This is a genomic window from Microbacterium aquilitoris (assembly GCF_031932285.1).
Taxonomy (GTDB): domain Bacteria; phylum Actinomycetota; class Actinomycetes; order Actinomycetales; family Microbacteriaceae; genus Microbacterium; species Microbacterium aquilitoris.
The window spans coordinates 730,883-755,318 of sequence record NZ_JAUZVT010000001.1 but is presented as its reverse complement, the minus strand read 5'-3'; the positions used below and the strand labels follow the sequence as shown (position 1 = coordinate 755,318).

The 24,436-nt window shown below is 71.5% G+C and carries 23 protein-coding genes; 6 read left to right on the top strand and 17 right to left on the bottom strand.

Annotation, left to right across the window (positions count from 1 at the left end):
• Position 1: 1 nt before the first annotated feature.
• Positions 2–1,189, bottom strand: coding sequence for a xylose isomerase (xylA, locus tag Q9S78_RS03680; RefSeq protein ID WP_020097861.1), 1,188 nt, complete (start codon positions 1,187–1,189; stop codon positions 2–4).
• 87 nt (positions 1,190–1,276) lie between these two features.
• Here xylA and Q9S78_RS03675 point away from each other — a divergent pair, with 87 nt between their 5' ends.
• Positions 1,277–2,458: an ROK family protein gene (locus Q9S78_RS03675; RefSeq protein WP_311868916.1), complete on the top strand. Its 1,182-nt coding sequence runs from the start codon at positions 1,277–1,279 to the stop codon at positions 2,456–2,458.
• Positions 2,459–2,710: 252 nt separating this feature from the next.
• Here Q9S78_RS03675 and Q9S78_RS03670 read toward each other — a convergent pair whose 3' ends face one another.
• From Q9S78_RS03670 to Q9S78_RS03635, 8 genes are all read right to left on the bottom strand, one after another.
• Positions 2,711–3,157, bottom strand: coding sequence for a GNAT family N-acetyltransferase (locus tag Q9S78_RS03670; RefSeq protein WP_311868914.1), 447 nt, complete (start codon positions 3,155–3,157; stop codon positions 2,711–2,713).
• Between the two features lie 2 nt (positions 3,158–3,159).
• On the bottom strand, positions 3,160–3,855 hold the full coding sequence (locus tag Q9S78_RS03665) for an SDR family oxidoreductase (RefSeq protein ID WP_020097858.1): 696 nt from the start codon (positions 3,853–3,855) through the stop codon (positions 3,160–3,162).
• A 27-nt stretch (positions 3,856–3,882) separates the two neighbouring features.
• Positions 3,883–4,458: a TetR/AcrR family transcriptional regulator gene (locus tag Q9S78_RS03660; protein WP_020097857.1), complete on the bottom strand. Its 576-nt coding sequence runs from the start codon at positions 4,456–4,458 to the stop codon at positions 3,883–3,885.
• On the bottom strand, positions 4,455–5,246 hold the full coding sequence (locus Q9S78_RS03655; RefSeq protein ID WP_311858756.1) for an HpcH/HpaI aldolase/citrate lyase family protein: 792 nt from the start codon (positions 5,244–5,246) through the stop codon (positions 4,455–4,457). The genes Q9S78_RS03660 and Q9S78_RS03655 overlap by 4 nt, the downstream gene beginning before the upstream one ends.
• Positions 5,243–5,734: a MaoC family dehydratase gene (locus Q9S78_RS03650; protein WP_020097855.1), complete on the bottom strand. Its 492-nt coding sequence runs from the start codon at positions 5,732–5,734 to the stop codon at positions 5,243–5,245. Before Q9S78_RS03650 ends, Q9S78_RS03655 begins: the two co-directional genes overlap by 4 nt.
• Positions 5,731–7,695 (bottom strand): acetyl/propionyl/methylcrotonyl-CoA carboxylase subunit alpha, encoded by a 1,965-nt coding sequence (locus tag Q9S78_RS03645; RefSeq protein WP_311858755.1) that lies wholly within the window; start codon positions 7,693–7,695, stop codon positions 5,731–5,733. Before Q9S78_RS03645 ends, Q9S78_RS03650 begins: the two co-directional genes overlap by 4 nt.
• On the bottom strand, positions 7,695–9,257 hold the full coding sequence (locus Q9S78_RS03640) for a carboxyl transferase domain-containing protein (protein ID WP_311858754.1): 1,563 nt from the start codon (positions 9,255–9,257) through the stop codon (positions 7,695–7,697). The genes Q9S78_RS03645 and Q9S78_RS03640 overlap by 1 nt, the downstream gene beginning before the upstream one ends.
• A gap of 90 nt (positions 9,258–9,347) precedes the next feature.
• The gene (locus tag Q9S78_RS03635; protein ID WP_311858753.1) at positions 9,348–9,743 is read right to left on the bottom strand and encodes an SRPBCC family protein; all 396 of its coding nucleotides are present in this window, start codon (positions 9,741–9,743) and stop codon (positions 9,348–9,350) included.
• Positions 9,744–9,801: 58 nt separating this feature from the next.
• Here Q9S78_RS03635 and Q9S78_RS03630 point away from each other — a divergent pair, with 58 nt between their 5' ends.
• Positions 9,802–10,392, top strand: coding sequence for a nitroreductase family protein (locus Q9S78_RS03630; protein WP_311858752.1), 591 nt, complete (start codon positions 9,802–9,804; stop codon positions 10,390–10,392).
• A gap of 3 nt (positions 10,393–10,395) precedes the next feature.
• Here Q9S78_RS03630 and Q9S78_RS03625 read toward each other — a convergent pair whose 3' ends face one another.
• Together Q9S78_RS03625 and Q9S78_RS03620 are read right to left on the bottom strand one after the other, a co-directional pair.
• Positions 10,396–11,502, bottom strand: coding sequence for a fatty acid desaturase family protein (locus Q9S78_RS03625; RefSeq protein WP_311859581.1), 1,107 nt, complete (start codon positions 11,500–11,502; stop codon positions 10,396–10,398).
• A gap of 209 nt (positions 11,503–11,711) precedes the next feature.
• Complete coding sequence (locus Q9S78_RS03620; protein WP_116228020.1) at positions 11,712–12,251, bottom strand: YaeQ family protein; 540 nt, start codon at positions 12,249–12,251, stop codon at positions 11,712–11,714.
• An 86-nt stretch (positions 12,252–12,337) separates the two neighbouring features.
• On the opposite strand from Q9S78_RS03620, the gene Q9S78_RS03615 reads away from it, so the two are divergent.
• Both Q9S78_RS03615 and Q9S78_RS03610 read left to right on the top strand, forming a co-directional pair.
• Positions 12,338–12,709, top strand: coding sequence for a hypothetical protein (locus tag Q9S78_RS03615; protein ID WP_116228019.1), 372 nt, complete (start codon positions 12,338–12,340; stop codon positions 12,707–12,709).
• Positions 12,709–13,512, top strand: coding sequence for a hypothetical protein (locus Q9S78_RS03610; RefSeq protein ID WP_311858750.1), 804 nt, complete (start codon positions 12,709–12,711; stop codon positions 13,510–13,512). Before Q9S78_RS03615 ends, Q9S78_RS03610 begins: the two co-directional genes overlap by 1 nt.
• Here Q9S78_RS03610 and Q9S78_RS03605 read toward each other — a convergent pair.
• Positions 13,473–14,294, bottom strand: a complete 822-nt coding sequence (locus tag Q9S78_RS03605; protein WP_311868911.1) for a methyltransferase family protein — start codon at positions 14,292–14,294, stop codon at positions 13,473–13,475. The two genes, Q9S78_RS03610 and Q9S78_RS03605, sit on opposite strands and share 40 nt — an antisense overlap.
• Positions 14,295–14,416: 122 nt before the next feature.
• On the bottom strand, positions 14,417–14,719 hold the full coding sequence (locus tag Q9S78_RS03600; protein WP_018185675.1) for a DUF1540 domain-containing protein: 303 nt from the start codon (positions 14,717–14,719) through the stop codon (positions 14,417–14,419).
• A 352-nt stretch (positions 14,720–15,071) separates the two neighbouring features.
• Here Q9S78_RS03600 and Q9S78_RS03595 point away from each other — a divergent pair, with 352 nt between their 5' ends.
• Positions 15,072–17,534: a helix-turn-helix transcriptional regulator gene (locus tag Q9S78_RS03595; protein ID WP_116228016.1), complete on the top strand. Its 2,463-nt coding sequence runs from the start codon at positions 15,072–15,074 to the stop codon at positions 17,532–17,534.
• A gap of 230 nt (positions 17,535–17,764) precedes the next feature.
• On the opposite strand, the gene Q9S78_RS03590 is transcribed toward Q9S78_RS03595, so the two are convergent.
• Both Q9S78_RS03590 and Q9S78_RS03585 read right to left on the bottom strand, forming a co-directional pair.
• Entirely contained in the window at positions 17,765–19,513 is a 1,749-nt protein-coding gene (locus Q9S78_RS03590) for a DUF4012 domain-containing protein (RefSeq protein WP_020097844.1), read from the bottom strand.
• Positions 19,510–20,181, bottom strand: coding sequence for an LPXTG cell wall anchor domain-containing protein (locus Q9S78_RS03585; RefSeq protein WP_116228015.1), 672 nt, complete (start codon positions 20,179–20,181; stop codon positions 19,510–19,512). The genes Q9S78_RS03590 and Q9S78_RS03585 overlap by 4 nt, the downstream gene beginning before the upstream one ends.
• A gap of 743 nt (positions 20,182–20,924) precedes the next feature.
• Here Q9S78_RS03585 and Q9S78_RS03580 point away from each other — a divergent pair.
• Positions 20,925–21,674, top strand: coding sequence for a WecB/TagA/CpsF family glycosyltransferase (locus Q9S78_RS03580; RefSeq protein ID WP_311858743.1), 750 nt, complete (start codon positions 20,925–20,927; stop codon positions 21,672–21,674).
• Positions 21,675–21,830: 156 nt separating this feature from the next.
• On the opposite strand, the gene Q9S78_RS03575 is transcribed toward Q9S78_RS03580, so the two are convergent.
• Both Q9S78_RS03575 and Q9S78_RS03570 read right to left on the bottom strand, forming a co-directional pair.
• The gene (locus Q9S78_RS03575) at positions 21,831–23,009 is read right to left on the bottom strand and encodes a DegT/DnrJ/EryC1/StrS family aminotransferase (RefSeq protein WP_311868908.1); all 1,179 of its coding nucleotides are present in this window, start codon (positions 23,007–23,009) and stop codon (positions 21,831–21,833) included.
• 63 nt (positions 23,010–23,072) lie between these two features.
• Positions 23,073–24,137, bottom strand: coding sequence for a Gfo/Idh/MocA family protein (locus tag Q9S78_RS03570; RefSeq protein WP_020097840.1), 1,065 nt, complete (start codon positions 24,135–24,137; stop codon positions 23,073–23,075).
• Positions 24,138–24,436 lie beyond the last annotated feature (299 nt).

The window sequence follows — 24,436 nt, the reverse complement described above, 5'->3', positions numbered from 1 at the left end:
GTCAGCGCGCGCCCAGCAGGTGCTCGGTCGCCAGCTGCTGCAGGCGGACGAACCCGGCGCCCTTGCCGCCGAGGTAGACGCTCGGGTCGAAGTCCTCGTAGGCCGAGCGGTCGGCGAGGAAGTCGTCGTAGCTCTCGCCCGGGTTCAGCGTCGGGGTCGACAGGTCGTCGACCTTCGCGGCGGCGAGCGCCTCCTGAACCTCGGGGTCGGCGCGGAACGCCTGCGCGCGCTCCTTGAGGAGGAGGTAGGTGCGCATGTTGGCGGCAGCCGACTCCCAGACGCCGGTCTCGTCCTCGGTGCGGCTCGGCTTGTAGTCGAAGTGACGCGGGCCGTCGTAGGCCGGGATGCCGCCGGGGCCGCCGTTCTCGAGCAGGTCGACGAGCGAGAACGCGTTGTGCAGGTCGCCGTGGCCGAAGACGAGATCCTGGTCGTACTTGATGCCGCGCTGGCCGTTGAGGTCGATGTGGAAGAGCTTGCCGTGGTACAGCGCCTGGGCGATGCCGGCGGTGAAGTTGAGACCCGCCATCTGCTCGTGGCCGACCTCGGGGTTCACGCCGAACAGCTCGGAACGCTCGAGCGAGTCGATGAACGCGATCGCGTGACCGAGCGTGGGCAGCAGGATGTCGCCCCGCGGCTCGTTCGGCTTCGGCTCGATCGCGAAGCGGATGTCGTAGCCCTTGTCGGTGACGTAGTCGCCGAGCAGGTTCACGGCCTCGCGATAGCGCTCGAGCGCCTGGCGGACGTCCTTGGCGGAGTCGTACTCCGCGCCCTCGCGGCCGCCCCACATGACGAAGGTCTTGGCGCCGAGCTCGGCACCGAGGTCGAGCTGACGGAACACCTTGCGGAGGGCGAAGCGACGCACGTCGCGGTCATTCGCGGTGAAGCCGCCGTCTTTGAAGACGGGCGCGCTGAACAGGTTGGTCGTGACCATCGGGACGATCATGCCGGTCGAGTCGAGGGCGCCCTTGAGGCGGTCGATCTCACGCTGGCGCTCGGCGTCGCTCGATCCGAAGGCGAACAGGTCGTCGTCGTGGAAGGTGAGACCGTACGCGCCGAGCTCGGCGAGCTTCTCGACCGCGTGGACGACGTCGAGCGGGTGACGGGTCGGGCCGCCGAACGGGTCGGTGCCGTTGTAGCCGACGGTCCACAGGCCGAAGCTGAACTTGTCTGCGGGGGTGGGGGTGACCATGACGCTCCTTCGCGAGCCGGACAAAATGTTGTTGTCAGCAACGTATACCAGGCGCGCCGCCGCGACAAACCCCTTCCGGTGACTATCGTGGGGTCCGTGACCGATCAGGGGCGAACCGTCGAATCCGTGCGGCGCGCGAACCTGGGCAGCATCCTCCGCATCGTGCACCGCGAGGGCCCGCAGTCGCGCGCCGCCCTCACCGAGTCGACCGGGCTCAACCGGTCGACCGTCGCCGATCTCGTCGGCTCGCTCGTGTCCTTCGGCCTCGTCGCCGAGCGCGCTCCCGACCCGTCGCGCCGGGTCGGCCGGCCCTCCCCCGTCGTCGCGGTGGACCCCGCCGTCGTCGCGATCGCCGTCAACCCCGAGGTCGATGCGCTCGAGATCGCCGCCGTCGGCCTCGACCGCGACATCCGCGCCGTCGTCGTCCTGCCGCAGGACCACCTCCTCACCCCGCAGGCGACCGCCGACCTCGTCGCGGAGCAGATCGCGAACTGGCGCCGCGGCGAGCTCGCGGGCTCCCGCATCCTGGGCGTCGGCCTCGCCGTCCCGGGGCTCGTCCGCATCGAGGACGGGCTCGTCCGCGACGCGCCCCACCTGGGCTGGGTCGACGTGCCCCTGCGAGACCTCGTCGCGGCGGCCACCGGCATCCCCGTCGTCGTCGGCAACGATGCGACCCTCGGCACCATCGCCGAGCATCTGTTCGGCGCCGCGCGCGGCATCGACCACGCGTTCTACCTCAACGGCGGTGCGAGCGGCATCGGCGGCGGGATCATCGTGAACGGGATGCCCGTGGTCGGCGCCGGCGGCTACGCCGGCGAGATCGGACAGAACCGCCCCGGCATCGCGACCCTCGCCGACCGCCGCGCCCGCGACGGGGTGCTTGAGGACGAGGTCAGCCGCGCACGCCTCCTGTCGGTCGTCGGCCTCGGCCGCGGCGACGACCGCGACCTCGGCGAGGCCCTCGCGGCGCGGATGGACACCCCGTCGGTCGCGGGAGAGGTCGATCGGCAGCGCCGCATCCTCGCCACCGCGCTGGCGAACGCGGTCAACGTCCTGAACCCCTCGGCGATCGTGCTGGGCGGGTTCCTCGCGGTGCTCGCGGACCTCGACGTCGATGCGCTCCTGCACGCCGTCCGCGCTCAGGCGATGCCGGCCTGCGGCGAGGATCTGCAGATCCTGCCGGCCGCCCTGGCCGAGCACCGCCTGCTCATCGGCGCCGCCGAGGCCGTCTTCGAAGGCGTGCTGGCGAACCCGCAGCCGGTCTCCTGACCCGCCGGTTCTCGCCGCGCGTGACGAGCACAGGACGAGAGGCCGCGGAGGCGTCACCGCCCCACCCGGATCGGGCACTCGACCTGCACTCGGCACATCACCGGCCTGCCGGGCGGAGCCTGTTCGATATTCAGTCCCGAGTGGTGCTGCGGGCTCCGGACTCCCGGAACGACGGCGCAGGGTCGCCCGCAGCTTGCGTCTCGGACTGAATACGGAACGTCGTCCGGGTCTCGTCTCCGGAGGCGGGCGCCGTCAGCCGCCGAGCCGCCAGGTGACGAACGGGATGCCGGTGACGCCGTCGCGCGTGCGGTCGGTCTCCCGCCAGCCGCGCGCGGCGTAGAAGGCCTTCGCCCGTGCGTTGCCGTCCCACACCTCGAGCTCGGCCGGGCGACCGCCGCGGATCTCGTCGAATCGCTCGTGGAGGGCCGACCCGACCCCGCGACCGAACAGCTCCGGCAGGACGTACAGGCTCACCAGTTCGAGGGTCTCCCCGAGCCGCACGTGCAGGAACCCCGTCAGCCCCTCGTCCTCGGCGACGACGGTGACCCGCCCGTCCTCAGCGACGAGTCGGCGCCACATCGGCTCGCGATCGCGCGCCGCGTCCGCCGGATCGAGGTGCTCGCCGTAGTACGCGGCGCGCGAGGCGACGTGGATCGCGGCGATCGCCGCGGCATCCTCGACGGTCGCCGCCCGAAGCATCGTCAGCGCGGGCCGGGCTTGACCGACAGGTCGGTGATGACGGCGTCGCGGGGCAGGTCGAGGGCGGTGAGGACGGCGGTGACGACGGATGCCGGCTGGATCCAGGCATCCGCGTCGTAGTCCTTGCCCTCCTGCGCGTGGACCTGCGCCTGCATGGGCGTGGCCGTCCGGCCGGGGTAGACGGTCGTGACGCGCACGCCGTGCTCCGCCTCTTCGCCGCGGAGCGCATCGGCGAGGGCCTTGAGCCCATGCTTCGACGCGGCGTACGCGGCCCACTGCGGGTGGGCGGTCAGTCCCGCACCGGAGTTGACGAACAGCACCTGCCCGCGCGCGGCGCGCACGCGCGGCAGCAGCAGCCGCGTGAGTTCGGCGGGCGCGACGAGGTTGACGGCGAGCTGGTCCTGCCACGACGACACCGTGAGGTCGGCGACGTGCCCGAGGTCGACGACGCCCGCCGCGTGCACGATCGCGTCGATCCCCTCGGGAAGATCGGATGCCGCGACCGCCGCCGCGAGCGATTCGGGCCGCGCGAGGTCGGCGACGATCGCGCCGGCGCCCGGGTACCGGGACTGCAGGTCGGCGGCCCGCGACGCGTCGCGCGCGACGAGGACGAGCCGGTCTCCGCGCTCGGTCAGACGCTCGGCCAGGAGCTGTCCGATGCCCGATCCGGCACCGGTGAGGACGATGGTGTGCGGCATCCCCTCATCCTGTCATCGCCGCCCGCGTCAGTCGTCGAGTAGCGCGCGACGGGCCATTCCGGCCAGGATGCCGCCCGCCCGCTCACCGCTCGGCGCGGCCGAGTGCGGGGTCGAGTTCAACAGTCCGAACGCGGCGAGCAGCCTGGTCTCGCGCTCGGCGTCGTCGAGGTCCGGCCGGAGCGCGGCGAACGGGCGATCCCACTCCTGGACATACTCGCGCTGCAGCCGCCGCACCCGCTGGTTGACGCCCACCGGCAGGTTCGCGAGCTCGCGATCCTGGACCCGGATGACGTCCGCGTCGCTCGTGGCGAAGTCGAGGTGGAAGGCGATGAGCGCCTCGAAGACCTCGCGCGCCTCACCCCCCGAGGCCGTCAGCGCGCGACCGCCCTCGAGCAGTCGTTCACTCGCATCGAGCAGCAGGTCGCACAGCAGCGCCTCCTTGCTCGCGAAGTGGCGGTAGAGGGCCGGCCCGCTCATACCGACGGCGTCGCCGAGGTCGCCGGTCGACACCGCCGCGAACCCCCGCTCGGCGAACAGCCGCGCGGCCGAGGTCATGAGCTCCGCGCGGCGGTTCGCCTTCTGCGTGGCCCGCCAGGTGGTCATCGCGACAGCGCCCGACGCGCCTGCCGCAGCACCGGCTCGTCGATCATCCGGCCGCGGAACCGGAACACCCCGGGCTGCCGCGTCGCCTCGTCGAGCACCGTCTCGGCCCACTCGAGCTCGTCGGGCGTCGCCGCGTAGGCACGCCGGATGACCTCGACCTGGGACGGATGGATGCAGGCGGTCGCCGCGAACCCCGAGGCCGCGGCATCCCGCGCCTCGTCCTCGAGCCCGGCGGTGTCGGCGATGTCGAGGTGGACCGCGTCGATGGCATCGATCCCGGCGGCGGCCGCTGCGATCAGCACGCGCGAACGGGCGTACCGCGCGACGTCGCGGTACCGGCCGTCGCCCGTGCGGCTGGAGCGCCCGCCGATCCCCGCGACGAGGTCTTCGGCCCCCCACATGAGCCCGTCGACGAGCGGATGCCGCGCGAGCGCGCCCGCGTTCTCGACCCCGCGCGGCGTCTCGCACAGGGCGATGACGCGGTACCCGTCGAGCGCGTCGACCTCGGCGGTCTCCTCGGCCTTCGCGAGCATCAGCCGCCGGAACGGAGTGCCGCGCAGCGCGTCGAGGTCGTGCGCCAGCTCCGGGGTCGGGGAAGGGTTCACGCGCACGATCACGCGCGCGGCGTCGACGTCCGCCGCCACGAGCGCCTCGCGGGCACTGGCTTTATCGGCCGGCGCGACGGCGTCCTCGAGGTCGAGGATCACGGCATCGGCGGCGGCGAGCGCCTTCGCGTACCGTTCGGGCCGGTCGGCGGGACAGAACAGCAGCGCAGGACCGAGGCTCATGCGGGCGTCCCCGGCGACATCCGCATCAGGGTCGATCGACGCGCGGTCGCGACGACCTGGTCGTGCTGGTTGCGCATCGTGTGCACGAACTCGACGACGCCCTGGCCCGGCCGCGAGCGCGACTCCCGCTTCGAGGCGACGACGGTCTCGGCGTAGAGCGTGTCGCCGTGGCGGACGGGCGCCGGGAAGCTCACCTCCGAGAACCCGAGGTTCGCGACGATCGTCCCCTGCGTGAGCTGCGCGACCGACAGCCCGACGAGGGTCGAGAGGGTGAACATGCTGTTGACCAGCCGGTCGCCGAACTCGGTCTGCTCCGACCACGCGGCATCCAGGTGCAGCGACTGCGTGTTCATGGTGAGGGTCGTGAACAGCACGTTGTCGGCCTCGGTCACGGTGCGGCCGGGGCTGTGGACGTAGACGGCGCCCTCCTCGAGCTCGTCGAAGTACAGTCCGCGCTGCACGATGCGCCGCGGGGTCTCCTCGCTCATGCGTCCTCCTCCGGGGTCGGGGTCACGATGGCCAGGGTCTGCCCGCGGCCGACGCTGTCGCCGGTCGCGACGCGCAACGCCACGGTGCCCGCGACCTCCGCCCTCACCACATGTTCCATCTTCATCGCTTCGACGACCACCACCGCGTCGCCGGCGGCGACCCCGGCCCCGTCGGCGACCGAGGTCATCACGACCACCCCGGGCATGGGCGAGACGAGTTCGGGCACGGCCGAGGCATCCGCGTCGCGGCGATGGTCGAGCCGCACGCGCCGCACCTCGTGCGCGCGTCCGCCCGCCGAGAGCCAGACGACGTCGCCGTCGACCGCCGCGACGAGCGAGACGCTCCGATCCCCGATGCGCACGACGACTCGGTCGCCGAGGGGACGGACGGATGCCGCGACCGCCGCGCCGTCGACGATCACCCCGTCGCCGACCAGCTCCACGTTCCGCTCCTCGCCGCCGGACGCGAGCCGGTACCGTCGCGGTGCGGGCGAGCCCAGGCGCCAGCCGTCCGCGCGCCGCCACGGACCGCCGGCGCGCGGGACCGCGGCATCCATCAGCAGCGCCGCCTCGGTGAGGACGTCGGCGGGATCGTCCGCGGCGAGGAGCCCGTCGAGCTCCCGGGCGATGAGTCCCGTGTCGAGGTCGCCGGCGGCGACGGCGGGCAGCTCGAGCAGCGCGCGCAGGAACGGCACGTTCGTCTCGAAGCCGAGCACGGCCGTGTCGCCCAGCGCCGCGACGAGCCGGCGCCGCGCCTCGTCACGGGTGGCGCCCGACGCGATGACCTTCGCGAGCATGGGGTCGTAGTCGACCGAGACGTCGAGTCCGTCGGCGAGCGCGCTGTCGACCCGGATGCCGGGGCCCGCCGGGTGTCGCACGGCCACCACGTGCCCGCCGGTCGGCAGGAAGCCGGCGACCGGATCCTCTGCGTAGACGCGCGCCTCGATGCTGTGACCCGTGAGTGTCACGTCGACCTGCGCGAACCCGAGCGGCTCCCCCGCCGCGATCCGCAGCTGCGCGGCGACGAGATCGATGCCGGTGATTTGCTCGGTGACGGGGTGCTCGACCTGCAGGCGGGTGTTCATCTCCATGAAGAAGAACTCGTCGGGGCGGTCGGCGGCGACGATGAACTCGACCGTCCCCGCGCCCCGGTAGTCGACACTCCGCGCCGTCTCGCACGCCGCCTGCCCGATCCGGGCCCGAGTCGTCTCGTCGAGAAGCGGCGACGGCGCCTCCTCGATGACCTTCTGGTGTCGGCGCTGCAGCGAGCACTCCCGCTCCCCCAGGTGCACGACGGTGCCGTGCGCGTCGGCGAGGACCTGCACCTCGATGTGCCGTGGGGTGTCGACGTAGCGCTCGAGGAACAGCGTGTCGTCGCCGAAGCTCGCGCCCGCCTCGCGTCGCGCCGCGGCGAGCGCCGCGGGAAGGCCCCCGGCATCCGTCACGACGTGCATGCCCTTGCCGCCACCGCCCGCGGAAGGCTTGACCAGCAGCGGATAGCCCACCTCGGGAGCGGCCGCGATCAGCTCGTCGTCGGTCATGCCGGCGCGAGCGACACCGGGAACGGTCGGCACGCCGCGAGCGTCGACGGCGTGCTTCGCGGCGATCTTGTCGCCCATCGTGCGGATCGCGGCCGCGGACGGTCCGATGAAGACGATCCCCGCCTGCTCGCACGCCGCCGCGAACGCGGTGTTCTCGGAGAGGAACCCGTACCCGGGGTGGATCGCCTCCGCCCCCGTGGCCCGGGCCGCGGCGATCACCGCGTCGATGTCGAGGTAGCTCTGCGCGGCGGGCGCGGGACCGAGGCGGACGGACTCGTCGGCCAGTGCGACGTGGCGGGCGCCGGCATCCGCGTCGCTGTAGACGGCGACCGAGCGGATGCCGAGCTCCCGCAGCGTGCGGATGACACGGCACGCGATCTCGCCGCGGTTCGCGATGAGGACTGTCGAGAACATGCGCATCACATCCGGAAGACGCCGTAGCCCGGCGCGTCGAAGGGGGCTCGGAGGCAGACGTCGAGGGCGAGACCGAGCGCGTCGCGGGTCTCGGCGGGGGCCAGGATGCCGTCGTCCCACAGGCGGGCCGTCGAGTAGTACGGGCTCCCCTGCTCCTCGTACTGCGCACGGATCGGCGCCTGGAACGCCGCCTCGTCCTCCGCCGACCACTCCCCGCCGCGCGCCTCGATCTGCTCGCGGCGGACGGTGGAGAGGACAGATGCCGCCTGTGGCCCGCCCATGACCGACACCCGCGCACCGGGCCAGAGCCACAGGAACCGCGGCGAGTAGGCACGGCCGCACATCGAATAGGTTCCGGCGCCGAACGAGCCGCCGACGACGACGGTGAGCTTGGGCACCGACGCGCACGCGACGGCGTTCACCATCTTCGCGCCGTGCTTGGCGATGCCGGCCGACTCGTACTCGCGGCCGACCATGAACCCGGTGATGTTCTGCAGGAACACGAGCGGGATGCCGCGCTGGTCGCACAGCTCGATGAAGTGGGCGCCCTTCAGCGCCGACTCCCCGAAGAGGACACCGTTGTTCGCGAGGATGCCGACGCGGTGTCCGTGCAGGCGGGCGAAGCCGGTGACGAGGGTTTCGCCGTACTCGCGCTTGAACTCGTGCCACGTACCGCCGTCGATGAGGCGGTGGACGATCTCGCGGGCGTCGTACGGCGTGGTGAGTTCGACCGGCACGACGTCGACGAGGGTGGCCGGATCTGAGGCGGGAGGGACCACGGGCTCGGGCTGCTCGCGCAGCGGTGCCGGGGCGGGGAGCGTCGCGACGATGTCGCGGACGATCTGCAGCGCGTGCTCATCGTTCTCTGCGAGGTGGTCGGTGACGCCCGAGACCTTGGTGTGGAGGTCGCCGCCGCCGAGATCCTCCGCCGACACGACCTCGCCGGTTGCGGCCTTCACGAGCGGCGGTCCGCCGAGGAAGATCGTCCCCTGGTTCCGGACGATGACCGTCTCGTCGCTCATCGCCGGCACGTAGGCGCCGCCGGCGGTGGACGACCCGAGGACCGCCGCGATCTGCGGGATGCCGTCCCGCGACATCCGCGCCTGGTTGTAGAAGATGCGCCCGAAGTGGTCGCGGTCGGGGAACACCTCGTCCTGCATGGGCAGGAACGCGCCACCGGAGTCGACGAGGTAGACGCACGGCAGGCGGTTCTCGGCGGCGATCTCCTGTGCTCGCAGGTGCTTCTTGACGGTGATCGGGTAGTACGTGCCGCCCTTCACCGTCGCGTCGTTCGCGACGACCATGACGTGCCGGCCGTGGATCAGCCCGACGCCGGCGACGACGCCTCCGGAGGGGCATTCGTCGTCGTACAGGTCGAGACCGGCGAGCGCACCGACCTCCAGGAAGGGGCTACCGACGTCGAGCAGGGTGTCGATGCGGTCGTGGGCGAGCAGCTTGCCGCGGGCGGTGTGCCGCTCGCGCGCCCGCTCGGGACCGCCGCGAGCTGCGTCGGCGCGACGCCGCTCGAGCTCGGCGACCAGGTCGGGATACGTCGTGGGGGCTGTCATCGTCGACGGCACCTCCGGGAGAGGGCTTCAGTTATCGATTGATAACTCAGTCGAAAGATAACACCGCGGCCCCGGCACGGGAAGGCCCGGTCAGCTCTCCATCACCGCCCGGAGCGTCTCGAGGTCGGCCTCGATCGCCGCGGCATCCTCAGCGAACTCCGCGTCTGTGACGCCATCACGGCGGAACAGCGTGAAGACCACCTCGCTGCCGGCATCGTTGCGCAGCACCCGCAGCGGGTTGTGCACGACCGTGCCGTCCGGAAGACGGACGTCGTGATCGAGCACGCCCGCTTCGACCGGCCCGACGAACGCGACCTCGATGTCCCCCAGGGGCGAGTCCGCGAGCCAGCGGCCCCCGTCGTTCCGGATGCCGGAGCTCAGCCCCGCCGCCCACCGCGGCAGGTTCGCGGGGTCTCCGGCGAACGCGACCACCTCGCGCGGTGGGCGCTCGATCGTGCGGGAGAGGTGATGGGCGGGCCAGGTCATGACCGGGACGCTACCCCGCCTCGGCGACACCCGCCTCGGAAGCGACGAGGATGGAGGGATGGCGACGTTCGACGATCCGGTCCTCGAGGCGATGGCGACGCGGCGGTCGCTCGCGAAAGTGGGGCCGGGTGCTCCGACCGACGACGAGCTGCGCGAGCTGCTCGCCGCAGTGACCCCTGTCGCGGACCACAAGGCCCTCCGCCCCTGGCGCCTGCTCGCGCTGCGCGGCGATGACCGCGCCCGCCTCGGCGACGCGCTCGACACCGCCGCCGGCACCACCCGTGAGCCCGGGGAGCGGAACACGAAGCCGTTCCGCGCCGACCTGCTGATCGCGGTCGTCGCGAGCCCGAAGGCGCACCCGGCCGTGCCCGTCTGGGAGCAGCACGCCACAGCCGCGGGCGCCGCGCACCTGCTCGAGCTCGCGCTCTGGCGGGCCGGATGGGGCGTCATGTGGCGAACAGGCCTCGCGGTCAACTCCCCCGAGGTGCGCGCGCTCCACGGTCTCGCCGACCACGAGCTGTTGATGGGCTGGCTCTACGTCGGGAGTGTCGACGCCGACCTCCGCGCCAGAATCGACGAAGCGCCGAGGAAGCGGCTCGATCCCGAACCGTTCCTCGGCGCTCTTCCCGCTGACGCGGGTGCCGTCTGAAGCTCAGCCCCGGCGGAACTCCGCCGTCATCGGGCAATCGAACGGGTCGCGGGCGGCGAGGCCCACGCGGTTCAGGTAGTCGATGACGATCGCATACGACCGGCCGAGGCTCGTCTCCGTGTACGGAACCCCGAGGGTCGCGCAGTGCTCGCGCACGATCTCGCGAGCCTTCGACAGGTGCGGGCGGGGCATGTTCGGGAACAGGTGGTGCTCCACCTGGTAGTTCAGACCGCCCATGAGCCAGGTGGCCCACCAGCCGCCGCGGATGTTGCGGGAGGTGCGCACCTGCTTGCTGAAGAAGTCGAGCTTCGCGTCGGGGGCGATGACCGGCATCCCCTTGTGGTTCGGGGCGAACGACGCACCCATGTACACGCCGAAGACGGCGAGCTGCACACCGACGAAGGCGAACGCCATGCCGAGGGGCAGCAGCAGGAACACCGGGACGAGGACGACGGCCAGTCGCAGGACGATCATGCCGATCTCCAGCCAGCGCGCCTTCACGTCCTTCTCGGTGAAGAGGAACTTCAGGCCGAGGAAGTGCAGGTTGAGGCCCTCGAGGGTGAGGAGGGGGAAGAACAGCCAGCCCTGACGCTTCGTGATCGCGCGGCGCAGGCCGCGAGCCGATGCGGCATCCGTCTCGATGAACGAAAGCGTGTCGATCTCGATGTCGGGGTCCTTGCCGACGCGGTTCGGGTTCGCGTGGTGACGCGTGTGCTTGCCGGTCCACCAGGCGTAGCTGATGCCGACGACACCGGCCGCGAGGATGCGCGCGAGGCGATCGTTGGCGGGACCGGAGCTCAGGATCTGCCGGTGCGCCGCCTCGTGAGCGAGGAAGGCCACCTGAGTAAAGATGATGCCGAGGGCCCCGGCGATGAGCAGCTGGAACCAGCTGTCACCGAGCAGGATGAATCCGGTCACTGCTCCGCCGAAGGCGAGCGTCAGCGCGACGCCGACCATCACGTAGAAGGCGTGGGTCCGGTGCAGCAACCCCGTCTCACGGACGATGCGCGAGACGTCGGTGAACGCTTTCGCCATCGGGGGGAACTCCGCTGTTCCGGCGTATGTCTGGCGGACGGGACCGAGACGCGACTCGGTGGCGGTTGAAGCGATGAAAGCACCTGCTCGAGATCGGGTGTCCGCTGCGACGGAGAGGAGCAATCAGCAGATGCCGATCACGTGAAGGCCACGCTACGGGGAGGCGCATCGCCGTAGCGGCATGCATCGGTGATCCCCACGGGACTGCCAGGGGCTGCACAGGCTGGCGCATCCCGCATCCCGCATCCCGCATCCCGCATCCCGCATCCCGTCGACCGGAGGTGTCAGCCGACCCGCTGCTCCGCGATGGCCGACGAGGTGGACCGGCCGTTGACGTCGAGATAGAGCTGCCGTTCGGTGACCGACACGGTGAGCGTGCTGCGCCGCTCCAGAGCGGAAGCGGCATCGTCCACGAAGTCGCGATCGAAGCTGTAGACCGGGATGTCGGCCGCGCGATGGATCGTCTTTCCCGCCCACGCCTGCGCCAGACGGTTCGGCTCGCGGTGGGTGTACACCGCGACCCGGTCAGCCGCCTTGCTGGCCGAGTGCAGACGCGCGGCATCCGGAGCACCGACATCGATCCACGCCGTCATCCGACCCGTCGCATCGCGGACCAGGACCGCGGGCTCGGCGGTCGCCGAGATGCCCTCGCTGAAGGCGATCCCCTCTTCGTACTCGAGGGCGTACGCGAGCACGCGGAGGAGGACGTTCGCCGCCGTCTCGGACGGATGCCGCGCGAGTCGCAGCGACAGTTCGTCGTAGACGCCGCGATCGACGTCGGCGAGGTGCACGGTGAACGTGTGCATCGTGGATCCGATGGCCATCCGTCGAGCCTAGGCGGGATGCCCTTCCCAGGTCGCACGGGTGATAATGGTCGCGTCCCATCCGGCGTTCCTCCAGGAGACTGCTCATGCCGTTCCACAGCAAGGAGATGCTCGAGCAGTGGCTCGGGGAGTTCGCCGCGCTGGGGTATCCCATCAGCGACCGGGTCAAGGTCATCCCGCAGGACGGGACCGACGGGCTCGACACGGGTCTCATCGCGCTCAACCTGCTCGACTCGATGACCCTCACCTACATCCAGCCCGAGCCTCTCGGGTCGATCCACTGGGGCATCACCTTCGAGGCGCGCGAGGTGGACCTCAAGCTGAACGCCAGTCGGACACTGGAGCTCTCGGGCGAGCTCGCGATGGTCTCGATGCTGTGCACCTTCCTGCAGACCAAGTCGCTGGCCGAGGTCGAGGCCGAGGCGGGATCCGTCGCCCCCGAGGCGCTCGGGCTCTGATGGACGACGGCCTGAGCGCAGAGCTGCGCGCGCTGCAGGCCAGAGCGTACGGGCCGGGCGGCGGCCTGGACGACGATCCCCCCGCGCGACGCCGGCTCGCCGAGCTCGAGACGCGCGCCCGCGACGAGAGACATCGCCCGCCCGTGGTCGACGGAGTTCCAGAAGCACCCCGACAGCAGACACCTCGACCGTCGGCGCCTCCCGCACCGACCGTTCCGGCCGCCGTCGCCGCCGACCTCCGCGCCGCACGAGCAACTACCGGCGCCGACGCGCGTCGGCGACGCCTGCTGGCGGGCCTCGCGTGGGCGGGATCCCTCGCGGCGGTCGCCACCCTCTCGGTCGGCATCACCGCGGCGGCGAGCTCCCCCACCCTGACGGCGGGGGCCACGAGCCCTGCCGGCGTCGAGGTCACCCACGTCACCTCGCTCCCCCTCGACGCGGAACGGGCGTGGCCCGAGGTCCTGAGCGCTCCGCCCGAGGACGGCCGCATCTACCGAGCACTCGCGGGCATGACACCGATCGTCGCCCACTACGACACCGGCGACGGCGTCAAGGCGCGGTGCCTGCAGATCCTGCCGGACGAAGCCTGGAGCGCCTCCCCCGAGGACGGGTGGTCGGGAGCCTGGTACACGAGCTGCGCAGCAGAGCCCTTCGCGCCGGCATCGAGCCTGGTGGTGTCGAGCACCACGCCGGCCGCCCTGCGCGAGAAGTTCGCCATCGGCACCCGTCTGCAGTTCGTGCTGGCCGACGACGCCGTCGAGGTCTACTCGGCGGAGGCCCCCGCCGGAGAAGCCGCGGGCTGATCGACCGCGACCGGTGTCAGACGCGGCACCCAGCACCGCACCCGCTCCCGGTATCGCAGAAACTCATCTCCGAACCGCGCCTCGAGGTCGCGCTCCTCGTGCGGGCGGATCGCCGCGTTCCACACGACGGAGCCGCAGGCGGCGTAGAGCACCACCAGCCACGACGAGAGCATCATCCCGACCGCGACGCCCTGTGCGATGCCCGCGACCGCCATCGGGTTGCGGACGAAACGGTAGGGGCCGCGGATCACGAGGCGCCGCGCCGTCGCGATCGGCAGCGGCGTGCCCTCACCCTGCGTCGACATCACGGCGCCGGACCACAACCCGACGGCACTCGCAACGATGAACAGGGCGACACCGGCGCCACACGCCCCGGCAGGTATCGGCACGTGCAGCATCCATCTCGTCTCGACCCAGACGATGACCGCGGGAACGACTCCGAGCGCCAGGCCCCAGAACACGACGATCTGCAGGGCCGTCGCTCCGACGTGGCGACGCACCGCCGCTCCCGGCGACGCGGGGCGGATGCGGAACGGCCCCACCATGAGCCAGTGCGTGGGAAGGGACCCGCGGACGATGACGGTGGCGGCGAGAACGGATGCCGCGGCCGCCGCGGTCATGAGGACGGCACCCCATCCCGCCTCCGTCGTCGCCACCGCGAAGAGCGCGAGGAAGACGGTGACGAGCAGCGTCCAGCCCGTGGCGATGACGGCTGCTGCGCGGATCCCCGTCGCCGCGAGCGCCGAGGCGATCACGAAGAGAGGGATGTCGAGGCTCGCCATCACGAAGGGATCGATGCTCCCCAGCGTGGCTTCACGGACGACGGGGACCGTGAAGACGGCGACCCACCAGAGCGCGCCGCCCGCCGCTTGGACCGCGAAGTAGGCGCGCGCGAGGGCGGGTGTCAGGCGGCCTGGTACGTGAGGCAGTCGGCCGACTCCGCTCCGGGTCCCACGCGCACCGTCGCGGCGGTGCACTCGAGCGACGAGTTGAAGACGCACTCGGCGCGCTGGCAGGCGCCGACGTGACTGACGACCTTGTCGAGGCCGCCCTTCGTGCCGAGGGGGATGAACGTGGCGCACTCGGCGTCACCGGGCGTCCCACCGATGGTCACCGCGGCGGCGTGGCAGTGCGAGTGGTCGTTGTACGAGCAGCCGAGGGCATTGCACTCGGACACGCGGGGCAGGTCGTCGAGAGTGGTGCTCATGAGAGCCTCCTTCAGTGGTCGTGACTCGAGAGTACGCGCCGACCCCCGCGGTTCGGACAGCCTAAGTTCAGCCTTTTCTCCCCGGTCAGGCGAGGAAAATTGGGTTAGGTGAGCCTGACCTACACACGGCGCCGCGAGCCTTCCACTCGGCGACCCTGATACCACACACTCCACTGTTTTCACATTCCGCCCCGCGCGGAGTGGGGGCGGTGGTAGATTTCGCACAACCTCGCCGTAGGCGGGAAACCCCGGGTCGGACCCGAATCTGGGCTCGGGTGCACGGGTGAGCGGTGTGACGCCGGAACATCGTCGACGGGTGTCTGCTCGTTCCGTCCAGGGGAAGGGGAACGCGATGGCACTGGCTGCGATGTCCGCCGGTCTTCCGCCTTCCCTTCTGCTGTGGCCGCAACTCGCCTTGACCCACGTCGAAGAGGAACTGAGCTCGGAGAACCGCCCCGCCCGTCTCGTGGTGGTCGGCCCCGCGGGTTCCGACAAGAGCCCCCTCCTCGACGAGATATCCCGACGGGTCTCGCACGTCGAGGACACCCTCTTCGTCGACGATGCGCACCTCCTGACCGATGACCAGATCCGTGTCCTCGACCGGCACCTCGACGACCCGGGCGCGGGACTCGTCGTCAGCTGCCGCCCGTGGCCGTGGACACCGGCGCTGACGGCACTGATCCGACGCATCGAGCAGTCCAGACCGGCTCTGGCTGTGGGGCAGGTCGACACCGAAGACGTCGTCCGCGCCGTCGAGCAGGCCGGCCGGTCGATCGACCCGGGGTGCATCGGAGCGATCGTCCGGATGGCGGCATCCGTGACCTGGCTCGTCAAGCAGGCACTCGCCGCGCACGGTGACGGCTACTGCCGCGACCCTTCGCACGAGCGCGTCATCCGCGCCGTCGGAGAGGTGATCGCGCTGCGCCTCGACACGCTCGAGCCACCCGTCGCCGCCGTCGTCCGCCGCGCGAGCCTCGGCGGCGACGAAGATCTGCCAGCAGCGACAGACGACGCAGTGGCGGCCGCGCTCGCCGTCGGACATGCCGAAGGACTCCTGCTTCGCGGAGGTCGCCCCGTGCCGATCGTCCGGACGACCGTCACCCGGACGACGCCTGTCGCCCAGTTGATCGACCTGCTCGACACGTCGTCGATCCCGTCGCTGGATGCCGAGGTGGCATCGTCGCTCGGCGGCCACGTCGACGCGCGTCTGGCCCGGGTCCTCCAGGCTCACGCGGACCAGGCCGCGACCTACGACTTCGCCCGAGCCACGGAACTCTACGACGCGGCGCTCGCCGCTGGGGCGGATCCGAACCGCATCGCGCTCAGGAAGGCGCGGATGGCGTGGGACCGAGGCGACATCGACGAGGCCGCCTCCCTCGTCGACGCCGTCGCCCTGTCGGCGGAGGGCGACGATCACAGCGAAGCGCTCCGCATCCTCGGCTCGGCGTGGAGTGCGCGCGGATTCCTTCGCGCGAGCGCCATGACCTACCGCGCCCAGCCCGGTCACGACTTCCTTCTCTACGCACACGGGGCCCTGGCTTCGTTCGGCATAGGCGACCCCGGTCCGCTGCTCGACGCGGTCGAACGACTGAACGCGGGTACCGGAGGCGTCCCGACGACGCTGAGGGTGGCGCACGCCAAGCTGATGCGGGGCCTGGCCGCGTCGCTCACCTGGCCGGCTGGCGGCGCGTTCGACGAACTCATCCGCGCGAGCGAGACCTACGGGGATTCCGGGGAGCGCGGCCCGGTGCCCGAGCTGCCAGCCGTGATCGCCGCGATCGGCGCCATCAACCTCGGCGAACTGCAGACCGCTGCGAACATCCTCGGCGATGCGCTCATGGACGACCACGGCGGCCCGTGGGCGCGCTCGCGGCTGCTGCTCTGGGCCGCGTGGGTCGCCGTGCACCGGCAGCATCCCGAGGAGTCGGCCGCCCGGTTGGCGGATGTGGATGCCTCGTTCCTCCCCTTGAGCAGTCGCGAGATCCTCGTCCGCGACGCCGTCATGCTCGCCCACGTGCGACGGTACGGTTCGCTCGACGAGCTGCGCGCCCTGTGGATGCGGGTGCGGGATGACGTCCGTCACGTAGAACCGGACCTCTTCCTCCTCCACCCCCTGCGCGAGTTCATCGAGACCGCTCCGGTGTTCGACGACTCCGAGCGGGTGGCACCCGCACTCGAGACGCTGACCGGGATCCTCCACGGCCTCGGGGACCCGCTGATGTGGTCGGTGCCCCTGACGTGGTCCTCTTTCCAGCGAGCGATGCTCGCGCGGGACCCGCACGGGCAGGCGCAGACGGTGCGGACGCTCTCCGCCGTCGCGCGCGGGTCGCGACTTGCGGGGGCCCTGTCGGCGGCAGCCACCGAGTGGTCGCGCAACCGGGTCGACGAGGGCGCCGCTGAACGCATCGAAGAGGTCGCGTCGCGCATGGCGGAGATGGGCCTCGGGTGGGAGGGCGCGCGCCTGGCCGTCACCCTGTCGGAGCGCTCGCGCGATCGCCGAACGGGGATCCGACTCGCTGCGTTCGCTCGGACGCTCCACCCGAGCGCGGCACCAGGGAGCGCGACCAACGACGTGGCTCTCGGCGACAGCGGCCTGCTGAGCGCGCGCGAGCGTGAGGTGGCGGGCCTCGTCCTTCGCGGCATGACCTACGCCGAGATCGGCGAGGCCATCTTCATCTCGCCGCGCACCGCCGAGCACCACATCGCACGCATCCGGCGCCGGATCGGCGCCACCTCGCGTACCGACCTGATCGCCAAACTCCAAGCGATCGTCGGCGCCGAGGACGGCGGCACGGACAACACCGAAGGCCGCTGACGAACGCCCGTGAAAGGGCGGACCCCCTCGGGCCAGTTCAGTGGGGACTGCGGCGGGAGGGGGTCCGCGAAGCCATCCGGGATGCCAGAGACGGACACGTTTGGGGACAATGCGCGTCAAGACCGCTTGGGGAACGGCCCGGCAACCGTAGGGGGATGGCGCTTCAATGCTAGAGGAAAGCGCTCTTCCCGAATAGACATTCGCGAGATCTTGAGGTGCGAGGCCTCACCTCAAGCGGCGGGACACCCGATATCCGACGAGGCGACGTCGACCCGCTTCAGCAACGGAGTGTGGAGGAGCTCGGGTGTCGCCGCGCCGGACGGGACGTCCGGTCCGGCGATGAATCGGAACGTCAGGACGTGCGATCCCCCCGGTGCGAGGTCGACCCGACGGGTGACGAGGACACGGCCGTCCTCCCTGGCATCGACGGATGCCGCGGCTGCGCCGTCGAGCGTCACCCCACCCGCGAACCATCCCGGCGGCGTGACGACCGTGACCGTCGGGGCGATGTCGCCTGCCGCGGCACCGTAGAACCCGCCCCCGGTGACGCTGACGGGCAACGTCTCGGCATCCCGTTTCGTCAGCGTGCTGCCGAGGGACACCTCCACCTCCACCTCGCGGAGACCGTCGGCGCGACACACCCCCGAGCGCGTCGCGAGTCCCACCGTCAGGTACGGGGTGAGCTTGCCGCCCGTCGCATCGTTGAAGTAGGCGGCGAAGGCGTTCGGGCCGGCGGCGTCCTGTCGCGCGAGCGGGCCGGCCAGCGCGGTTCGGGCGAGGACCTTCTGCTCGTCGGGGTGACGACTCCAGACCGAGATCCGCCCCTCCTCGACCGCTCCCGCGAGGCCGGGGATCATCGCGGCGGGACGGGCCCGTTCGGTGAGGGCCGTGAACACGGCGGCCGCGGCGTCCGAGAACAGACGTCCCTGGGCGTCCTGGTCGAGCGTCCGGTAGGGCTCGACGAGCAGTCTGTCGATGACGTTCTTCTGGTCGAGGACGCCGGCAGACGTCTCGACCGGACCGATGGCGCCGAGGATCGCGGAGAGGACGACGGGGTCCATCGAGACGACGACGTCCGGTGCCGTCTCGCCCGACTTCTGCCACCACGCCGACGCGAGCTGAGCCGTCACCCGGAAGTCCGCGGTCATCGACGTGTTCTGCACGTAGCGGCCGATCCCGTCACCCAGGGATCGCACCTCCGCGGCGGGCACCGCCGTCAGTGGGGATGCCGCCGGCGAGAACTGCGAGGAGTCGCGCTGCGCCCCGAGCGTGAGGATGCCGTCGTGGGCTCGGAGCTCGAGGAAGGTCCCCGTGATTCCGCCCCCGGTACGCAGTTCCGCGGTGTTCTGCAGGACGACCAGGATGCGCCGGTCGCCCTCGGCACCGAGGATCGTCGGCACCAGGTCGGCCGCCTGCGCCGCACCGTCCGTCAGCGGCTGGATGTCGTCGAGGGCGTCGACGACACGGCCGACACCGTTCGCCAGCTGCGGGAAGAGGGCGTTCCGGTCGATGTCGGCGAGATCCTCCGCGACATCGTCGCGCGCCGCCGCCGCGCGGGTGAGGGCCGGAGCTGCGTGTCGCAGGACGCGGACCGCTCCCGCGGCGTCGGCGCCCTCGAGGCCGCGTGCCGTGTCGAGGACGGCGGGAGCGACGTCGTCCGCCACATCGACGATCGCGGTCGCCGCGCGTCGCGCCGCGGAGAGGTTCGGTCCGATTCCGGGGAGCGCCTCCGCCGCGTACCAGACCGGGTCGTCCGGGATCTCGTGCGAGATACCGTCGACGAGCCGGTCGGCCGCGGCCTCCGCGCCGTCGATGTCGCCCGAGCCGACGGCCTTCACCGCGATGGCGGCGTCATCCCCTGCAACATCAAGCGCCTCCTTGAGATCCCATGCCGAGCGACCGACGTGCACGGCCGCGGCAGCGGTCCCGATGAGGAGGAGGGCGCCGGCGACCAGGATCAGTCGACGGCGCCTTCTCACGACTCGACCCGGCGGCGACGACGCGCGACGAGGAGGACACCGGCGACCACGGCAGCGGCTCCGCCCACGGCCGCGGCGACGGGCCACTGTCCGCCCGTCTGCGCCAGCCCGCGGGAGACGCTTCCCGACGCGACGCCGACCGGCGTCGCACAGTCGTCGGAGTAGCCCGGGTAGGCGAGCGGAACATCGATACGCTCGCCCCCGACCCGCAGCTGAGCCGTCACGTCGCCCGTGGTCCACGCGGCGGCATCGTTGCGGGGCTCCCACTGGTCGCCGGAACGCACCCAGCCGGGTAGAGCCTCGACGGTGCCGTCGCCAGAGACCTCGACGCCGGGCCACAGGATGCTGCCGGAGCCTTCACCCGCGGCATCCACCGGCAGCGGGACGGCGATCTCCTGCCCGTCCCCCCGGATCACGAGTTCGGCGGTCGGCGTCGAGGTCGCAGCGGTCGAGAGGCTGCGCGCACTCGCCGTCGCCGCGACGCGCACGATCGAGTAGTCGATCGTCGGCGCCTCATCGACGCACAGTGCCTGCACGACTGATCCGTCGAGTCCGCCGTCGGGCGGACTGCTCGGGACGTACGATCCGTCCGCGGCGTACGCCGGCGTCGAGCCGGCCCCTGCGATGACGGCGACCACGATCGTGGCACGCCAGATGTTCCCCCACATAACAGCCTCCCCAAAGGCATTCGAGCCTGCGCCTCAGGTGGGCGCGCTCGATGTACAGGCGTCACGCTATCGCTGATCCGCCCGACGGACCTCCCGTGTTTGCCTCCCCGAACCCCTAATCGGATCCCCTACTTGTCCCCCGTTTGGGGGACAACAGATTAGGTTTGTCCCCCTATTGGTGGACGGGCGACTCGGCTGTAGCGTTCCGATATCGCCGCCGTAGAGGCTTTGGGGAGTTGACACGGCACAAGGCGGCAGCAGAGGAAGTGGGGGCGAGCTTGGGGGCCGTAACCATGTCTGCCTGGGCTCTTCGTACGCCTTCGTTAGCGCAACGGACACGTACGAAGAGCCCTCATCCCACGCATCGTGAGGGGCGACGCGTGGTCGGTCGCTGAGCGACCAGGGGGAGAGAGCGCGGTGACCGAGGGGTTCGGCTCACCGCGCAGACGCCGACGGGGACCGGCGTCAATAACGGGGACAGCGGATCGGATCCGCATTGGGGGCACAGGTCTGGGACCTGGTCGATGTTGGGGGGACGGAACGTTCATGGGGACAGAACGGAATACGGGGGCGCGCCGACTGCGTCGCGCACTCGACGCAGGACAGCACTGCGCGACACGCGTGTCGGCGCGGCGCACGCGGCGGGCCGCCTGATGGCCGTGCGCGCGGTGACGTCGCCGATACGCACCCTTCGCCTGCGCGGCCCGCTCGCCGCCCCGCAGGTCGTTCCGCGGCCCTCGCCGATGGGGCCACCGACTGTCCGCATCGCGGGCACCGACGTCCACCTCACCGATGCGCAGGGCGCGTGCGACGTGATCGCCGACACCATCCACGATCGACGGCTCTCGCCGCTCGCGGTCGTCCCGGCGACACTCGACCACCCGCACCACGAGGCGTCGGATGCCAGCGGCATCCGACATCTGACTCTCATCGACGACGGACACGTCGCCGCACGAGCGAAGCGCGCGACCGGAGCGGAGTGGCCGCGGCTGGACGGAGGCGACCTGATCGGTGACGTCCTGACCCGCGCGAGTGCCGAGCGGTGGCGCGTAGCGGTCGTGGGGGGTTCTCCGGACGTGCGCGAGACGCTCCACCGACGGGTGATGGCCGAATGGCCCGGTGTCGCACTCATCGGCCACTGGACGCCGACCCGGGAGCAGGTCTCGTCACCGGGCGCGTCCGCGGAGATCGCGGAGCAGCTCCGGCACACCGACACGGACCTCGTGATCGTCTGCGTCGGCAGGGCCACGCAGGAGGAGTGGATCGACACCTACGGGCATGCCACGGGTGCGCGTGTGCTCCTGGCTGCCGACACGGTGATGGATTTTCTGACAGGTCGAGCCGTGCACGCCCCCCGGTGGGTGGGGCGAGCCGGACTCGAGAAGATGTGGCGGCTCATGCTCGAGCCGAAGCGATCAGCGACGCGGGACCTCATCGAGGAACCGCAGGCCTCTCTGGCCGACCGCCGATCCTCGGCTCACCACGATGCATGAACCGTCACCCGCACGCGGGCACGGCCGGACCTCCCCCCGTCCGTCCGTGCCCGCCTGATGGATCGATGACGATACGTCCGACTCGGGCGTGAGCCGGCACCCCGGTCGCGATCACGCGACGCCGGGGCTCGACTCCTCAGCGGAGGATGCCGCCGGTCAGTGACCGATCTCCGCCGCCGTCACGACCGCACGCTGAGCCTGGACCAGGGTCGCGATGATGCGGCCCTGCTCGGCATCCGTGAGCGCGTGATGGACGGGGAGGACGAGCGTGCCGTCGGTCAGCCGAGCCGTTCCGGGCAGGCCCTCCGGAGGAGTCAGCGATCGGTACGGCGCCTGACGGTGCGCGGCCCGGGTGCCGCGTCGAGCGGACACCCCCGCCTCACGGAGCGCCTCGATCACCCGGTCGCGGTCAAGCGGGTACTCTCCTCCGACCTCGACCCAGAGGTCATGCGCGTTGCCTTCGCCCCACGCAGGATCGGCGACGAGGCGAAGTCCGGCGACGCCCGCGAGCTCCCGCCGGTAACGGTCGGCGATCTCGCGCCGCCGGCGGAGGATCTCGGGCAGCCTGGCGAGCTGTACGAGGCCCACGGCGGCCTGCAGATCGGTCATCCGACAGTCCCAGCCCACCTCCGCATACTCCTCGGCCCGCGGCAGCAGCAGACCGTCGCCCCCGGACGCCGCGTCGGCGGCGTGTTCGCGGAGGCGCTTCGCCCGCGCGGCCCACCGGGCGTGCGTGGTCGTGAGCATGCCGCCCTCGCCGGTGGTGAGGATGGATCGGTCGCTGAACGACCACGCCGTGAGCTCTGCCGTCGCGCCGACCGGCTGCGCGCGGTACGTCGAGCCCGCCGCGCACGCGGCGTCCTCGATCACGACGATTCCGAAGGGATCCGTCACGGAGCGGATGTCGTCCAGGTCGACGGGTACGCCCGCATGGTCGACGACGACCACCGCCGTCGTCGTCGGGGTGAGCGCGCGGTCGACCGTGGCCCCCGTGACAGTGCCGGTGTACGGGTTGACATCGGCGAACACGGGGGTCGCTCCGACGTGCCGGACGGCGTTCACCGTGGCGATGAACGCCAGCGACGGGACGACCACGTCATCGCCGGGCCGCACGCCGGCCACGACCAGCGCCAGCTGCAGCGCGGCGCTCCCGCTCGAGACGGCCGCAGCGTAGGGCGCCCGCATGACGCGGGCGAACTCCTCCTCGAACCGGGCGACCACCCGTCCCTCCGCGATCCACCCTGCGGCGACGACGCGGGCCACCGCCTCGGCCTCTTGCGGGCCGAGGCAGGGGACCAGAACCTCGATCTGGGACTCAGCCACGGTCGGCCGCATCCCGCACCGGACTCATTCCCCGAGCCCGGTCGGCGAGAGGGATGCCGGGCGCCGGGGAGGTCGTCACGCGGCGACTCCGGCCGAGCGGCGCGCATGCCGCAGAGGCTGCGGGACGCCGTACGCTGCGAGGCTGCCGGCGGCCGCGTCGAGGATCGACAGCACCCGCAGCCCCGCCGCGCCGCTCGTGCGCGGCGTTCGCTTCTCGCGGATGGCGGCGGCGAACTCCGAGACCACCGTCCCGAGGGCCTCGCGCTCCTCGACGGCCTGTGCGCGGATGCCTCCGATGCGGAAGCTGGTCGCGGCGCGACGATCCTGCGCGGTGGCTCGAGAGATCGACGAGACATCGACACCCGGGTCGTAGACGCTGAGGCGCTGCTGCGGGTCGAGGTCGTCCCACACGAGGGTGTGGCGCGTTCCGCCGATCACCATGCGACGCGTGCGGGTGGGGCTCAGCCAGTTGACGTGGACGTGCGCCATCGCTCCCCCGTCGAGCGGCATCGTGAGATGGCCGATGCACGATTTGCCGGTGTTCATCGGGTCGGAGCCGTGCGCCGCCACCGATGTCGCCTGCAGGCCGTCCGGCAGGATGAAGTCCATGATCGACAGTTCGTGAGGCGCGAGGTCCCAGAACACGTCGACGTCGGGCTGCGTGAGGCCGAAGTTGATGCGGACGCTGTCGACGAACAGGATGTCGCCGAGCTCACCTCCGGCGATCAGCTCACGCATCTTCATCACCGCCGGCGTGTAGCACTGCGTGTGGTCGACCATGAGGACGAGACCTCGCTCGGATGCCCGGCGCACCATCTCGGTGCCCCGTTTCTGCGTGTCGGCCAGGGGCTTCTCGACCATGACGTGCTTGCCGGCGTCGAGAGCCGCCATGGCGATGGCATGGTGCGCGGCGGCCGGCGTCGCGATGGCGATCGCGTCGATGAGCGGGTCGGCGAGCACCGACTCGATCTCCGCCGTGACCGGCGCCCCTCCCACCGCATCAGCCACCCGGCGGGCGCGGTCGATGTCGACGTCGCAGATGGCCGCAAGGTTCCACTCCCGGCTCGCGCGCAGATTGCGCGCCAGCTGCGGCCCCCAGTACCCCGCGCCGATGACGGCGATGTTCAGTCTTCTGCTCACGTGTGTCCCCCCACATTTCCCCATGTCGTACACGCTCCCCAAGAGCGTCCCGCGGCGCGTCACGCCGCCGCCCGGACGGCGCCGTCGCCGGTGCCATCTCGATGTCGTGTCGCAGCGCGCCGTCGGGCACTCACTGCGGAGTCGTGCGCCGGCGCGCGCGTCGCATCAGGTCCGGCCGCCGACAGCTGCTTTTCGGAGCCGTCCGCCCATCGGATGGGAACGAGGGCGCGCGCGATAGCGCGGCCGATCGGCGCGTCGATGCGCGCACGGCTCGTCGCCGATGCGACGACTGTCCCCAC